Consider the following 13,909-nt stretch of genomic DNA (forward strand, 5'->3'; position numbering starts at 1 on the left):
GGAGAATGTGATGAGCATTTATGATCTGAAACCCAAATTTCAAAATCTATTACGACCACTCGTGATAAAGCTCGAGCAACGTGGTGTGACTGCCAATCAAGTCACCTTAACCGCGTGTGCCATTTCTGTTATTTTAGGGCTAATTTTGACCACACTTTCCGGTTATCACTGGCTTTTTATTTTGATTCCTATTTGGTTGTTCGTGCGCATGGCACTTAATGCCATTGATGGTATGTTGGCACGTGAATTTAACCAAAAATCCCGTTTGGGTGGATACTTAAATGAAATCACTGATGTCGTGTCTGACGCCGCGTTGTATTTGCCTTTTGCTTTTGTCCATCCTTTTGATACGTTACAAATCGGCTTGATCATTTGGTTGTCGGCATTGACGGAATTTTGTGGTGTGCTCGGACAAGTGCAAGGAAAAACGCGTCGTTATGATGGCCCGTTAGGCAAAAGCGATCGGGCATTTTTGTTCGGTTTGTTAGGCTTGGTTTATGTATTTGTCCCGGTTTTACCGGATTTTCTCTATTGGCTGGTTTGGATTGCCATCATTCTGTTAATTGCCACTTGTGTAAAACGTGTGAAGTCTGGCTTGGCCGAAGTGGGTAATGAATAGGAACATCATTATGTTAGCCAAATTGATCGATTTTCTCTTGTGTCGCTTCACCTCCTTTATCACCGGTGTGCGCCCGCAAAAAAATGTGGAACAGCAATCCGCGGATAAACATCGTTTGTATTTTGCCAACCATAACAGCCACGGTGATTTTATTTTGTTGTGGGTCTCTTTACCGTATCAAGTGCGCAAAAACACTCGCCCGGTTGCCGGTGCGGATTACTGGACGAAAGGGCCGATTCGTCGTTTCTTGGCGTATAACGTATTCAATATGTTGCTAATTGAACGGGGCGGCGATAACCCGCAAGCCATTACCGAACAAATTAGTGATGCCTTGCAACATCATTCTCTGATTATTTTCCCTGAAGGCACCCGTAAAATGGACGACGATGTGGCGCTACAACCTTTCAAAAGCGGTTTGTATTACGTCGCAAAGCAAAACCCGCAATTAGAACTTGTGCCGGTATGGATTAGTAATATGCATAATGTTTTGCCGAAGGGCTTTGTTGTGCCGATTCCGCTGTTGTGCGATTTATATATGGGAACGCCGCTCTTCTACCGTGAAGAGGAAAATAAGGCCGATTTCTTAATCCGTGCTGAACAGGCATTATTAAGTTTAAATTTAACCGAAAAAGGGAAAGCATAATGGAAATATGGCAACTGTTTGGTGGGTTAATCATCACCTTAATTATTGCGTCATCAATCGGTTATGGATTGAAATTCAAAGTCGGCTTTTCCATCCCTCATGCGGTAATTGATAATCTTAACGCACGAATTAATGCCTGGTGGGTAATGATCTTAATTATCTTTGCCGCCGCGGCATTGGGTTTTTATGGCGTGATCGGATTATTTTTTGTCATTTCTTTCATGGCATTGCGTGAATTTTTATCATTGCTTTATATTCGTCGTGGCGATCATCTCGCACTTGCCGCTTGTTTCTACGTCATACTGCCTCTTCAATATTTTTTAGTGGCAATTGACTGGTTCAGTATGTTCACCATCTTCATTCCGGTGTATGGCTTCCTGTTTTTGCCAATTCTCTCCGCATTGTTGGGCGACACAGCACATTTCTTGGATCGTTCCACCAAAGTGCAATGGGCATTGATGATCAGCGTCTTCTGCATTTCCCATATCCCGGCAATCCTGACATTAGACATTGAAGGTTTTGAAGATAAAAAACTGCTATTGATGATTTTCTTGATTTTAGTGGTGCAATCCAGTGATGTGTTGCAATACGTATGGGGCAAGTTATTCGGCAAACACAAAATTGCGCCAAAACTCTCACCATCCAAAACCGTAGAAGGTTTTGTGGGCGGTGTCGTCAGCGCCAGTGTGCTGGGTGGATTGCTCTATTGGCTTACTCCGTTTGACCCGGTACAAGCGGTGTTAATGAGCTTATTAATCTGCCTCATGGGCTTTTTAGGCGGCTTAGTGATGTCCGCGATGAAACGAAGCATGGGCGTAAAAGACTGGGGGAATATGATTAGTGGCCATGGCGGTATGTTGGATCGCATGGATTCCCTTTGCTTTGCTGCGCCGATTTTCTTCCATGTGGTGAGATATTATTGGGCTTAGTAGGATTTTTTATGAGAACGGCTTCTAGCCGGATTTATTAATTAACAAACCTTAAAAATGAGAGAAAAAATGACCGCACTTTTAAAGATTGGGTTAGTGTCCGTTTCTGATCGGGCATCGCAAGGCGTGTATCCGGATCAAGGTATTCCGGAATTAAAAAATTGGTTGGAACAGGCGTTGGTGGAGCCTTTTGAGGTTGTCGAACGCCTGATTCCGGACGAGCAACCAGAAATTGAGCGCACGCTGTGCGAGTTGGTGGATGAGGCGCATTGCCATTTAGTGCTCACCACCGGCGGCACTGGGCCGGCAAAACGAGATGTTACACCTGATGCGACACTTGCTGTTGCTGATCGTGAAATGCCGGGGTTTGGCGAGCAAATGCGTCAAGTTAGTTTGCATTTTGTGCCGACAGCCATCCTTTCCCGTCAGGTGGGCGTGATCCGTAAAGACAGTTTGATTTTAAATTTACCGGGGCAGCCGAAGGCGATTAAAGAAACGTTAGAAGGCGTAAAAGATGAAAACGGCAATGTGTTAGTGAAGGGGATTTTTAGCGCCGTGCCGTACTGCTTGCAGCTCATCAACGGATTATATATTGATACCAAACCGGAAATTATTGCCAGTTTCCGCCCGAAATCGGCACGTCGGAGTTAAATGCGGAGGAAAGTGCGGTCATTTTTGACGGCATTTTTACAGCGCACTAAAACAAAAACGGTATTCCCTTGTTTTGATGGAATACCGTTTTTTGTTTATAGCACAATCATATCATCCCGATGAATGGCGACGGCGCCATATTCATAACCAAGCAGTTGTTCAATATCGTGAGACTGTTTGCCTTTGATTAATTCCAGTGCATCGCTGTTATAACGCGGCATGCCGAGCGCAATGTCTTTGCCTTGCGAGTTACGAATGCGCACAACTTCACCACGGGAGAAACGCCCACTGACATCAACGATACCCGCCGGCAGTAAGGATTTGTGCTGAATTAACACCGCACTTTGTGCGCCATCATCAATCGTTAGCACGCCTGCAGAAGGCGCAGCGAAGAGCCATTGCTTACGGCTTTCCAAGCGATCTGCTTGTACCGTGAATTTGGTGCCAATGGCTTGATCGTGTGCTAAATCGACGATGACGTTAGGTTGATTACCCGGCGCAATAATAGTTTCAATGCCAGAACGGGTGGCGACATCTGCTGCGGTGATTTTGGTGGACATGCCACCGGTACCTAAATTCGTGCCGCTACCGCCTGCGATAGAGCGAATATGATCAGTGATTTTCTCCACGACTGAAATCAATTTCGCCTGTGGATTTTTACGCGGATCGCTGTCAAACAATCCTTGTTGATCGGTCAATAAATAGAGCTGTTCCGCTTGGACTAAAATCGCCACTAAGGCGGATAAATTGTCGTTATCACCCACTTTAATTTCTGCTGTGGCGACAGCATCATTTTCATTGATAACGGGGATGATGTGATTATCTAATAGTGCATGTAATGTATCGCGTGCATTGAGAAAGCGTTCGCGATCTTCAATATCCGCACGGGTTAACAACATTTGTCCGATATGAATATCATAAATGGCAAAGAGTTTTTCCCAGGTTTGAATCAGCTGGCTTTGACCCACTGCCGCCAATAATTGTTTGGATGCCACAGTAGGCGGTAATTGCGGGTGATTTAAATAATGCCGACCGGCGGCAATGGCGCCTGAAGTGACAATTACCAAACGAAAGCCGGCGCGATGTAATTGTGCCAACTGACGGACGATTTCCATCATGTACGCTAAATTTAATTTTGGTGTGCCTTGGGTTAAGGTGCTAGTGCCGAATTTCACCACAATGGTTTTGTTATTCTGTTGCATACGGACTCCTTGTCAAAAATGCGTTTAAGTTAGCATTAAGCATGGCAAAAAGCATTAAATTTATCGGGAAAATTCACCGCACTTTGATGGGGCAAGATGAAATACTGTTGTTCCTTTTAGAAAGTTTTATAATGGGCGGCACAGTTAATTTAGGTAAAAGTATGATGAAAGTTCAACAGATTACTCAGGAATATCAACGGGAAGTGACCCGTGTATGCGTAGAAACGGCATTGTTGTTATTACAACATGGCGTTGAAAGTGCGGTGGTCGTGCAAATGACGCAACGACTTGGTGTTGCGCTTGGAGTTGCCAGCGTGGAATGTGCATTAACCGCCAATGCAGTGATTCTTACCACGCTCACCAACGGACATTGCATTACGACGACCCGTAAAAGTGCTGACAAAGGCATTAATATGCAAATGGTCACAGATGTTCAGCGAATTATTATTTCTGCGGAACATGGTATATACGATTTACATCTGGTGAAGAAAAAACTAGACCACCTCAAACCATTAAAATATAACCGTTATTTTGTTGTCTTGATGGTGGGGGTGTCTTGTGCCTCCTTTGCGCATTTATCCGGAGGTGATGCATTAATTAGCCTCATCACCTTCTTAGCTTCCTCCGTGGCGATGTATGTGCGGCAGGAATTATCGAAACGCCATTACAACCCCATGATTGTTTTTTGTATTACGGCCTTTGTAGCGTCATTGATTGCTGGTATGAGCCTGAAATATCAAATCGGCAATGATCCGCAAATTGCCTTGGCGTCCAGCGCTTTATTGTTGGTGCCGGGATTCCCGTTAATCAATTCACTGGCGGATATTTTAAAAGGCTACGTTAACATGGGGATTAGTCGTTGGGCGGTGGCGACCATTCTCACCTTTGGGGCATGTTTGGGCATTGTCTTTGCGCTCAGCGTGCTGAACATTACGACTTGGGGGAACTAAGATGGATTGGTTATTTGGGTTACTCGATGATATGTTCTTTGCGGCAATTCCTGCCGTGGGCTTTGCGCTGTTGTTCAATGTGCCGGCTAAAGCGTTGAAATATTGTGCGATGCTTGGCGCGTTAGGGCATGTAACCCGTACCTTGTTGCTCCATTGGGATATGCCGATTATTTTTGCCACGCTGGTTGGTGCTGCGCTGATTGGTTTTATCGGGGTTCACCTTTCCCATCGTTATTTGGCACACCCGAAAGTCTTCACCGTGGCGGCAATTATTCCAATGATTCCCGGCGTGCATGCTTACAAAGCCATGATCGCTATTGTACAGATTCACCATTACGGTTTTTCTGACGAACTGTTTGCGCAAATGATCAATTCCTTTATCAATACTACCTTTATCCTTGGTGCATTGGTTTTCGGGTTAGCATTGCCAGGTCTGTTGTTCTATCGCGGAAAACCTGTGGTATAGTAACCGCACGTTAAGCCATTAAATAACTTAGGAAAATACATGAATTTAAGCCTGATTGTCGCCATGACGAAAAATCATGTTATCGGTAAAGATAACGAAATGCCGTGGCATTTGCCTGCGGACCTGGCTTGGTTTCGTCAAAACACGACCGGCAAGCCGGTGATCATGGGGCGAAAAACCTTTGAAAGCATTGGTCGCCCGTTACCGAAACGCACGAATATTGTGCTTTCACGTCAACCCTTCATGCATGAAGGCGTTGTGTGGAAAGCGAGTCTAGAAAGTGCGGTGGATTTTGTGCGCGATTCAGATGAAATTATGCTGATTGGTGGTGGACAGCTTTTCAAACAATATTTACCGCAAGCCGATCGTCTTTATCTCACTGAAATTCAAACGGAATTGGAGGGCGATACTTTCTTTCCGCAAATCGATTGGCATGACTGGTCGATTGAATTTGAACAATACCGTCCTGCCGATGAACAAAATCCTTACGATTGCCGTTTTTTGATTTTGGTAAGAAAGTGATTTTTGCGTAAAAGTGCGGTGGGTTTTCCGTGCGTTTTGATATTCTTCCTCCTTGGTCTGATGTAGAGGGAGAAAGAATGCTTGGAATAGGGGTGGCGAGCGGGAGAAAAACGGAATGCTCGCCTACCCAAGTGAAAAGAATCCTTATTCCGCCAAGTCTTTTCTAAAGGACACCATCAACTGATCGATTTTAAAATTCTCGGTGTCAATGATTTCAAATTTATAGCGGTCATATAACACAAAATCGGTTTTCTTCGGGATTTTGCGCAACATATACATCATAAAACCGGCAATGGTTTCATAATTTTCATCGTGCGGAAAACTTTCGATATCTAAGGCGCGTTTTACGTCTTCCAACGGTGTGGCGCCATCAATTAGCCAAGAATCTTCATCGCGGCGAATAATTTGCTCTTCTTCACTGGAAACCAATTCGCCCATTACAATACTCATCACATCGTTTAAGGTCACAATCCCTACGACTAACGCGTATTCGTTGACGATGACGGCGAAGTCTTCACCGGTGGATTTAAATAGCTCTAACACTTCATATAAGGACAACGTGTCCGGCACGTACAACAACTTGCGCAATAAGCGGTTATCGGTTAATTGCACCTGTTCTTCTTTTAAAAACAAGGTCAACAAACTGTGGGACTCCACATACCCTAAAATATGATCCAAGCCCTGATCGCAAATCAATAATTTGGAATGGGAGTTTTTCGTTAACGTGTCCAGCACTTGTTGACGGGTGAAAGTGCGGTCTAAAAAAATGATATTTTCACGCGTGGTCATGGTTGAGGTGACCTTGCGTTGCTGCATATCAAAGATATTTTCGATTAAATAATGCTCCTGTGCTTTTAACACACCGGCTTCTGCGCCCGCATCTACCACAGCGACAATATCTTCTGGTGTCATGCTTTCAACGCGTACGGTGGAAATTCTGAATAGGCGGAATATCACATTCGCCAACGAATCAAAAATCCACACAATCGGTTTTAATAGGATAATGCACAGTTGCATAATGCGCACCGTGCGTAGTGCCACGGCTTCCGGATTGATTAATGCAAGACGTTTTGGCATTAAATCTGCTAATAAAATGAACGAAGCGGTGACGATGATAAAGGCAAGCCAAGACGCGGCACTGTCAACCCAAGGGGCGTCAGTATATTGTTGCAGAAAGGCTTGTAAATGTACGCTGATAGTCGCTTCGCCAATGACCCCGCCCAAGACGGCAACCATGTTTAAGCCGATTTGCACCACCGTAATAAAACGTCCCGGTTGCTCCTGTAATTTGAGCACCATGGCCGCTTTAGTATTTCCTTCGTTAGCCATGTTTTGTAATTTAATACGACGCGCGCCTGCCAATGAAATTTCGGCAGAGGACACGATGGCACTGACAATAATCAGTAAGATTAAAATTAAAATTGCGCTGAATAAACTCATAAGGTTTTCAATAACTTGATGTAAACGAGACATAAAGTGCGGTTAATTTTGACTGTGTTTTTAACCGCACAAAAGAAATGAAAAAAGAAACCTAATTTTCGCTATCAAACCAGCCGCGAATAAACTGCACGGCAAAGAAGAAGGTAAAGAATAAAAGTACGTAAAGAATATAGCTAAAAATCGGGTGGCTTGGGGTATTGGTTTCCGTTACTTCTTTTACGGATAATGCATTTGGAAACTCATCAAACATGGTCAGACGCCAGCCGTAATATTTGATTTCCACGGTTTTTTCTTCATTACCCAAGGCTTGCGCCAATGCCTGTAAATTGGCTGAACCGAATTTGAAATAGAACGGAAAACCCCAGCGGGTATCTTCATTGCGATATACCATCACTTTGCCGTTTTCATGTTGCGTATTGATAAAATACACATCGCGGGTCGGGCCGTCTGCCGGATTGGTTTTTGTAATCGGTCCGTCTTTATCCACCCGCTTCACCTCAACGCCGGTCACTTTGGTGACATCATAGCTCGGCATGGAATAATTTATCGCCGCGGCAATACATAAATGAAAAATAAAAATGACGGAAATAAAAAAATATTTTAGAAATTTTCTCATCTTTTTGTCCTATTGAAATGAGATTGGTTAATTATTGTACCTGAATTTTAAATAAACGCTCGAAGTTTTGTGTGGTGATTTGTGCCATTTCCTCGGCTGACACGCCTTTCAATGCCGCAATATATTCACACACTTCGCGGGTATATGCCGGTTGATTTTGTTTACCGCGATAAGGCACTGGCGCCAAGTAAGGCGAATCGGTTTCCACCAACAGACGATCCAGCGGCAGTTTGCGCACCACATCCCGAAGTTCTTCCGCATTTTTAAAGGTGATAATCCCTGAAATGGAAATGTAAAACCCCAAGTCTAACGCTTGTTTTGCCATGTCGTAGTTTTCTGTAAAACAATGCAAAACACCACCGCACTTTTCTGCCTGATTATCGCGCAATAGGCGAATTGTGTCTTCGCGCGCCTCGCGTGTGTGAATGATGACCGGTTTATTTAGCTGGTTGGCCACGTCAATTTGGCTGGCAAATACGGCTTGTTGGGCGGCTTTGTTTTCTGCACTGTAATAATAATCTAAGCCGATTTCGCCGATGGCGATGACTTTCGGATCTTGTGCCAAGCGTAACAAACGCGCTGCATCATAAGGTTCTTCTTCAAAATCCAGCGGGTGTACGCCACAGGCTAAAGAGACGTTATCGAATTTCGCTAATTCCGGATACACTTTTTCAAAACGGCTCAGGGTCACGCCAATCGCCAATAAATGTTTCACATCACGCGCTTTTGCCTTTGCCACAACATCAGCAATATTTTCATGTAATGTTTCGTAATCCAAGGCATCCAAATGGCAATGGGAATCCACAATAAACATATTTTATCCTTCAAATACTTCAGTAATTAAACGGGTCAGCCCGTCGAGTAAAATCAATTCTAAATTCAACGCCGAATTTGCCGATAAATCCGACCGCACTTTGCCAACAATTTGTGTCGCTTTTAATAATGCCGGGGCAGACAGTCCTTGGCTAAATTGAATGACGCCCTGTTCAATATCCTGACAAATCCAGTCTTCGTGAATATGCAGTTTATTTTTTAAACTATCATTCAAAAAGGCTGACAACCAATCCAGCTGCTGCAAGACAAGTTCTTTAGTAAAAAACGGCAGTAATTCCAAAGGCGAACAACGACGATAGAATAGCCAAAATTGGCGTAAAAATTCCCGCCGTTGCGCCAGTAAATTTTGCTCTAACATGGCAAGTGCGAGCAGTGGTCGAGCATAATTCACCCGAAGTGCGGTCAATATATCGGAGGTTTCGGCGGATGTTTGTGATTGCAACCACTGTAATGCCGTGTCTGTGTCCGGTGGTAAGAGGTTCCACACTTGGCAGCGACTATAAATGGTTGGCAACAACGCCTTTTGCATATCGCACTGCAAAATGAAATAGGTGTTCGGACGCGGCTCTTCCAGTGTTTTTAAAATGGCGTTGGCAGCGGCTTCCGTCAGACGATGCGCCTGTTCGATATAAATGACTTTATTGCCGTTTTGCTGTGCATGCTGCGTCGCTTGCTCGTTCATGGCACGAATTTGATCTACGCCGATGTCCTTGTTCTCTATAGGCGAGATAGGTTGGAAATCCGGGTGGCTGTTGGCTTGCATTAAATGGCAGGCATGGCATTCGCCACAAGCCTCGCCCCCTTTAGGCGTTAAGCACATCAGACGTTTTGCCAACACGGAGCAAAGTTGCTCTACACCGAGACCGTCATCCGCGCGAATCAACAGAGCGTGGTGCCCTAAAGCCTCATCAAAAGCCTGTGTGATTTTGTGATAAGTTGGCATCAGCCAAGGGGTTAAAAGGCTCATTTTGACAGCGAAACCCACCAATTTTTGACCGCACTTTTAATGTCTGCTTGCACTTGCTCAATGGATTGTTCCGCATTGATCATCACGGCTTTCGGATTGTCTTTTACCAGTTCTAAATAACGGGCACGGGTACGGTGGAAAAAATCCAGATGTTGTTGTTCGATACGATCCAGCTCACCACGTCCACGAGCGCGGGCTAAACCGACGGCAGGATCAATGTCCAAATACAATGTCAGATCCGGCTCAAAATCGCCCAAAACGGTTTGTTTTAAGTTAGTTAACAAAGCCTCTCCCAACTGGCGGCCACCGCCTTGGTAGGCTTGTGACGACATATCATGGCGATCCCCAACGACCCATTTACCTTGAGCTAACGCAGGCTTAATGACATTGTCCACTAATTGAATACGGGCGGCATATAACATCAACAATTCGGCTTTGTCTGTCACCGGTTCTTCTGTTTCATGTTTAATGAGGTGGCGTAATTTTTCCGCTAACGGTGTGCCACCGGGTTCACGGGTGAAGACGACATCGTTAATGCCTAATTCCTTTAAGGTATCCACGACACATTGATGGGCGGTGCTTTTGCCCGCGCCTTCCAAGCCTTCGATAACGATAAATTTGCCTGTCATATTATTTCTCGTTTTGTTGGCGGTACCAGCGTAAATATTCCTGCACCGCTTTATTGTGTTCATTTAAGTTTCGACTGAATTTGTGACCGCCCGTGCCGTCCGCCACAAAATAATAAAATTCTGTTTGCGCAGGATGCGCCACGGCTTGTAATGCATCTTCGCTTGGCATAGCAATAGGCGTTCGCGGCAAACCATCAATGATATAAGTATTGTAAGGTGTTGGCGTTTCTAAATCTTTTTTGCGAATATTGCCGTTGTAATTATCCCCCATGCCGTAGATCACCGTAGGATCGGTTTGCAATTTCATTTTGGCGTTTAAGCGATTGATAAACACCGACGCAATTTGTGGACGCTCTGCCGCCACGCCCGATTCTTTTTCCACAATTGAGGCCAAAATCAGCATTTCGTAAGGATCGGCTAACGGTATATTTTTATCCCGTCCACTCCATGCTTTATCTAAGGCCTTTTTCATACGCTCCACTGAACGTTGCAACAAATCTAAATCGGTGGAGTTCGGTGTGTAATTGTAAGTATCGGGGTAAATCCAGCCATCGATAATATGGCTTTCAGTTAAATTTTTATTGAGGTTGGTATCCATAGCAAGCAGACCAAAAACCTCGTCATTGGACTTGCCCTGCAAAGTTTGTTTTAAGTGCGGTGCATTTTCGAGACGTTTTCGTATAGTTTTGAAGGTTTCGCCTTCAACGAAGGTCAGTGAAAATTGCGCTTCTTTACCGGAATTCAGCAACTTCAGTAAATCTTCCACGGTTTTTATACCGTTAAGAGAATAGGTTCCTGCCTTCACTTTGTTGAGTTCGGGATGTAATTTCAACAACCAAGGCAATAGCGCGGCATTATCCAAAATACGTTTTTTTTCCAACAAACTAACCAATTTATTGCCTGTTGTGCCACGTTCTATGGTCAATAATTGATCGTTTTGCACATTCACCGGTTGCTGCACGAATTGTTCTAGTTGTTGATATCCCCAAAAGCCGGCGCCTGCCAATAAGACAACGAGGAACAAAAGAAGGAAGAAAAATTTTTTCATATGCGTGATCGTGGCGTCGTGAAAGACGTTGTAAAAATGATGATAAAAGTGGCGGAATTATAGCACGAAATTGTGTTTTTTATCGAAAAAGAGCCTTGTCGAAACAAGGCTCTGATACGCGGGATTATTTACTTTCATGGGCACTGTCGGAATCGCCGAGCAACAAGGCGTACTTCACGGTTGTTGGGCTGGCTTCTAAGGCAATTTTGAGAGCCATGGTGAGCGGCACAGATAGCAACATTCCTACTGTTCCTAGCAACCATCCCCAGAACAACAAAGACAGGAATACAACCAACGTGGAAAGCCCCAATTTTTTACCCATTAATCGAGGTTCAAGCACATTGCCGATAATCATGTTGATGGCAATGACACCTATAATGACTTCCAAGCCCACCACAAAACCGTTAAGTAATAACGCCTGAACGATAATCGGAACAGCAGCGATAATTGAGCCGATATTGGGAATGTAATTGAGCAGGAAACTCAGTGTTGCCCACAAAATCGCATATTGCACACCGACAATTTCCAATAAAAGCCAAATGCAAATAGCGGTTAATAAACTCATCATGGTTTTTACACCAAGGTAGCTGATAACGCCTTGTAGAATGCGATCTAAATAACGTTCTTGTTGGCTGATTTCCTTCGAATCACTGCTAAATACCACGGCAAATTTGTGTTTAGCATAAGGGGCTTCCAACAACATGAAAATCACGACTAACATCAATACGAAAATATTGGTGACTACGCCGGAAAAGCTGAGAAAAACACGACGCACAAAATTCATGATCACGCTTGGATCGAAATGCTCCATGATACTTTTTTCGGAAATATCCAACGGGATTTTCAGACTTTGTGAAAGTGCCACTAGGCTATTAACGCGTTCGCCCAATAATTGGCGATATTGCGGGATAGATTGGCTAAACTCTTGGATTGTGCTGTTAATTAAGCCGAACAGAAAGAAAAAGACGATTAAAATCAATGCTAACAACAAACCAATGGAGAGACCGTAGGGCACTTTTTTCTTGGTTAAGTAATTGAGTGACGGCGAGCAAATAATCGCGATAAACAGCGACAGTAAAAATGGCACGACAATTTCTGAAGCTGCCTTAATGCCGGCTAAAATAATCACGATAGCAGCACAGGCGACCAGTGCTTTTACTAAAGAAGCGTGTTTTTCCATTAACTAAATCGCATCCTCGTTTTCTTCGCCGGTACGGATACGAATTACCCGTTCCACTTCATATACAAAAATTTTGCCGTCTCCGATTTTGCCGGTTTGTGCCGTATCGATGATAGCGTCCAAACATTGTTCTAATAAATCATCAGGTACCACAATTTCCATTTTCACTTTCGGCAGAAAATCCACCATGTATTCGGCACCGCGATACAATTCCGTATGCCCTTTTTGGCGTCCAAAACCACGGACTTCGGTGACGGTCATGCCGGTAATGCCAATGTCGGATAAGGCTTCGCGCACATCATCCAATTTAAACGGTTTAATGATTGCTTCGATTTTTTTCATTCTTGTTGCTCCTGAAAATGGTCATTAAAAATCAGCCTGTTGTGAGCGCAGACTTTATCAGATCTTGAGAGCGAAAAACACTGGAGAGTATGAAAAAACATCACAGAAAACGACCGCACTTTTGTGCGGTTTTCTTGGTTAGACGGTAAATAGCATGAAGATTTTCACATAAAAAAACGGCGCTATGATTAACGCCGTTTTTGGTGAAATAAGTTCCAATTAAAGAATCTCTAACAATTCCACTTCAAAGACTAATGGGCTAAATGGTGGGATGGCTGCGCCTGCGCCACGTTCGCCATAGGCTAATTCGTGTGGAATTGCCAAACGCCATTTGGAACCGACCGGCATCATGGAAAGCGCTTCGATCCAACCTTTGATCACGCCGTTAACCGGGAATTCTGCCGGTTGACCGCGTGCGACGGAACTGTCGAATACGGTGCCGTCCGGTAATGTGCCGGTGTAGTGAACGCGTACTTTATCGGTTGTCGATGGCACGTTGCCGTTGCCTTCAACTAATACTTCATATTGTAAGCCGGAATCGGTGACTTTCACGCCGTCTTTTTGTTTGTTCGCCTCTAGGAAGGCTTTGCCTGCGGCTTCAATTTCTTTGAATTGCGCTTGTTGGGCTTCCGCGGCTTGTTGTTGTAATTGTTGCAACGCTTGGCTGATTTCATTGAAATCTAATGCCGGTGCATGTTGATTTAACACATCGTAAATCCCTTTTGCTACTGCTTCTGCTTTCACCGCTAATTGGCTATCCAATAATTGTTGACCGATTTGCAAACCGATACCGTAACTGCCTTTGGCTTCGGTATTGTCTAATCTCACTTGATTGAAAAATTCTGCTGTCATGTTGTTTTCCTTTCTGTTG

General features: G+C 44.2%; 17 protein-coding genes. 7 read left to right on the forward strand and 10 right to left on the reverse strand.

Going from position 1 to position 13,909, the window contains the following annotated elements; translation table 11 throughout:
- The first annotated feature begins 10 nt into the window (after nt 1-10).
- The 4 genes from DK415_RS04765 (at nt 11) to mog (ending at nt 2,842) form a co-directional block, all read left to right on the forward strand.
- Nucleotides 11-619 carry a CDP-alcohol phosphatidyltransferase family protein gene (locus DK415_RS04765; protein WP_109432678.1) on the forward strand — a complete coding sequence of 203 codons (609 nt, stop codon included), beginning with the start codon at nt 11-13 and terminating at the stop codon, nt 617-619.
- 10 nt (nt 620-629) lie between these two features.
- Nucleotides 630-1,262: a lysophospholipid acyltransferase family protein gene (locus DK415_RS04770; RefSeq protein WP_109432679.1), complete on the forward strand. Its 633-nt coding sequence runs from the start codon at nt 630-632 to the stop codon at nt 1,260-1,262.
- Nucleotides 1,262-2,191: a phosphatidate cytidylyltransferase gene (locus DK415_RS04775; RefSeq protein WP_109432680.1), complete on the forward strand. Its 930-nt coding sequence runs from the start codon at nt 1,262-1,264 to the stop codon at nt 2,189-2,191. Before DK415_RS04770 ends, DK415_RS04775 begins: the two co-directional genes overlap by 1 nt.
- Nucleotides 2,192-2,260: 69 nt before the next feature.
- The gene (gene mog, locus DK415_RS04780; RefSeq protein WP_109432681.1) at nt 2,261-2,842 is read left to right on the forward strand and encodes a molybdopterin adenylyltransferase; all 582 of its coding nucleotides are present in this window, start codon (nt 2,261-2,263) and stop codon (nt 2,840-2,842) included.
- Between the two features lie 95 nt (nt 2,843-2,937).
- On the opposite strand, the gene proB is transcribed toward mog, so the two are convergent.
- Nucleotides 2,938-4,044 (reverse strand): glutamate 5-kinase, encoded by a 1,107-nt coding sequence (gene proB, locus DK415_RS04785; protein ID WP_109432682.1) that lies wholly within the window; start codon nt 4,042-4,044, stop codon nt 2,938-2,940.
- A 164-nt stretch (nt 4,045-4,208) separates the two neighbouring features.
- Here proB and DK415_RS04790 point away from each other — a divergent pair, with 164 nt between their 5' ends.
- From DK415_RS04790 to folA, 3 genes are read left to right on the forward strand one after another with little or no spacing between them, the layout of a single operon-like run.
- Complete coding sequence (locus DK415_RS04790; RefSeq protein WP_109432776.1) at nt 4,209-4,994, forward strand: threonine/serine exporter family protein; 786 nt, start codon at nt 4,209-4,211, stop codon at nt 4,992-4,994.
- 1 nt (nt 4,995) lies between these two features.
- Nucleotides 4,996-5,460: a threonine/serine exporter family protein gene (locus tag DK415_RS04795; RefSeq protein ID WP_109432683.1), complete on the forward strand. Its 465-nt coding sequence runs from the start codon at nt 4,996-4,998 to the stop codon at nt 5,458-5,460.
- Nucleotides 5,461-5,499: 39 nt separating this feature from the next.
- Entirely contained in the window at nt 5,500-5,982 is a 483-nt protein-coding gene (folA, locus tag DK415_RS04800; RefSeq protein ID WP_109432684.1) for a type 3 dihydrofolate reductase, read from the forward strand.
- A gap of 144 nt (nt 5,983-6,126) precedes the next feature.
- Here the strand turns inward: folA and paeA are convergent, their stop codons facing one another.
- The 9 genes from paeA to DK415_RS04845 all read right to left on the reverse strand — a co-directional run bounded on the left by paeA (nt 6,127) and on the right by DK415_RS04845 (nt 13,890).
- Nucleotides 6,127-7,422 carry a polyamine export protein PaeA gene (gene paeA / locus DK415_RS04805; protein WP_109103918.1) on the reverse strand — a complete coding sequence of 432 codons (1,296 nt, stop codon included), beginning with the start codon at nt 7,420-7,422 and terminating at the stop codon, nt 6,127-6,129.
- Nucleotides 7,423-7,513: 91 nt separating this feature from the next.
- On the reverse strand, nt 7,514-8,038 hold the full coding sequence (locus DK415_RS04810) for a DUF1523 family protein (protein ID WP_109432685.1): 525 nt from the start codon (nt 8,036-8,038) through the stop codon (nt 7,514-7,516).
- A gap of 31 nt (nt 8,039-8,069) precedes the next feature.
- Nucleotides 8,070-8,852, reverse strand: a complete 783-nt coding sequence (locus tag DK415_RS04815; protein ID WP_109432686.1) for a TatD family hydrolase — start codon at nt 8,850-8,852, stop codon at nt 8,070-8,072.
- Nucleotides 8,853-8,855: 3 nt separating this feature from the next.
- Entirely contained in the window at nt 8,856-9,839 is a 984-nt protein-coding gene (locus DK415_RS04820) for a DNA polymerase III subunit delta' (RefSeq protein ID WP_109432687.1), read from the reverse strand.
- The gene (tmk, locus tag DK415_RS04825) at nt 9,836-10,468 is read right to left on the reverse strand and encodes a dTMP kinase (RefSeq protein WP_109432688.1); all 633 of its coding nucleotides are present in this window, start codon (nt 10,466-10,468) and stop codon (nt 9,836-9,838) included. The genes DK415_RS04820 and tmk overlap by 4 nt, the downstream gene beginning before the upstream one ends.
- 1 nt (nt 10,469) lies before the next feature.
- Nucleotides 10,470-11,516, reverse strand: coding sequence for an endolytic transglycosylase MltG (mltG, locus tag DK415_RS04830; protein WP_109432689.1), 1,047 nt, complete (start codon nt 11,514-11,516; stop codon nt 10,470-10,472).
- Between the two features lie 124 nt (nt 11,517-11,640).
- Complete coding sequence (locus tag DK415_RS04835) at nt 11,641-12,696, reverse strand: AI-2E family transporter (RefSeq protein WP_109432690.1); 1,056 nt, start codon at nt 12,694-12,696, stop codon at nt 11,641-11,643.
- 3 nt (nt 12,697-12,699) lie between these two features.
- Nucleotides 12,700-13,038: a nitrogen regulatory protein P-II gene (glnB, locus tag DK415_RS04840; RefSeq protein ID WP_109432691.1), complete on the reverse strand. Its 339-nt coding sequence runs from the start codon at nt 13,036-13,038 to the stop codon at nt 12,700-12,702.
- A 219-nt stretch (nt 13,039-13,257) separates the two neighbouring features.
- Entirely contained in the window at nt 13,258-13,890 is a 633-nt protein-coding gene (locus DK415_RS04845) for a BamJ family beta-barrel-assembly machinery protein (RefSeq protein WP_109432692.1), read from the reverse strand.
- Nucleotides 13,891-13,909: the final 19 nt, after the last annotated feature.

The organism is Aggregatibacter segnis (assembly GCF_003130075.1).
Lineage (GTDB): Bacteria > Pseudomonadota > Gammaproteobacteria > Enterobacterales > Pasteurellaceae > Aggregatibacter > Aggregatibacter segnis_A.

Coding starts and splice junctions, on each gene's coding strand:
- tmk (WP_109432688.1), bottom strand. CDS start 10,468: ATGACAGGCAAATTTATCGTTATCGAAGGCTTGGAAGGCGCGGGCAAA.
- proB (WP_109432682.1), bottom strand. CDS start 4,044: ATGCAACAGAATAACAAAACCATTGTGGTGAAATTCGGCACTAGCACC.
- DK415_RS04820 (WP_109432687.1), bottom strand. CDS start 9,839: ATGAGCCTTTTAACCCCTTGGCTGATGCCAACTTATCACAAAATCACA.
- glnB (WP_109432691.1), bottom strand. CDS start 13,038: ATGAAAAAAATCGAAGCAATCATTAAACCGTTTAAATTGGATGATGTG.
- DK415_RS04835 (WP_109432690.1), bottom strand. CDS start 12,696: ATGGAAAAACACGCTTCTTTAGTAAAAGCACTGGTCGCCTGTGCTGCT.
- DK415_RS04795 (WP_109432683.1), top strand. CDS start 4,996: ATGGATTGGTTATTTGGGTTACTCGATGATATGTTCTTTGCGGCAATT.
- mog (WP_109432681.1), top strand. CDS start 2,261: ATGACCGCACTTTTAAAGATTGGGTTAGTGTCCGTTTCTGATCGGGCA.
- DK415_RS04770 (WP_109432679.1), top strand. CDS start 630: ATGTTAGCCAAATTGATCGATTTTCTCTTGTGTCGCTTCACCTCCTTT.
- mltG (WP_109432689.1), bottom strand. CDS start 11,516: ATGAAAAAATTTTTCTTCCTTCTTTTGTTCCTCGTTGTCTTATTGGCA.
- folA (WP_109432684.1), top strand. CDS start 5,500: ATGAATTTAAGCCTGATTGTCGCCATGACGAAAAATCATGTTATCGGT.
- DK415_RS04790 (WP_109432776.1), top strand. CDS start 4,209: ATGAAAGTTCAACAGATTACTCAGGAATATCAACGGGAAGTGACCCGT.
- DK415_RS04815 (WP_109432686.1), bottom strand. CDS start 8,852: ATGTTTATTGTGGATTCCCATTGCCATTTGGATGCCTTGGATTACGAA.
- DK415_RS04845 (WP_109432692.1), bottom strand. CDS start 13,890: ATGACAGCAGAATTTTTCAATCAAGTGAGATTAGACAATACCGAAGCC.
- DK415_RS04775 (WP_109432680.1), top strand. CDS start 1,262: ATGGAAATATGGCAACTGTTTGGTGGGTTAATCATCACCTTAATTATT.
- DK415_RS04765 (WP_109432678.1), top strand. CDS start 11: ATGAGCATTTATGATCTGAAACCCAAATTTCAAAATCTATTACGACCA.
- paeA (WP_109103918.1), bottom strand. CDS start 7,422: ATGAGTTTATTCAGCGCAATTTTAATTTTAATCTTACTGATTATTGTC.
- DK415_RS04810 (WP_109432685.1), bottom strand. CDS start 8,038: ATGAGAAAATTTCTAAAATATTTTTTTATTTCCGTCATTTTTATTTTT.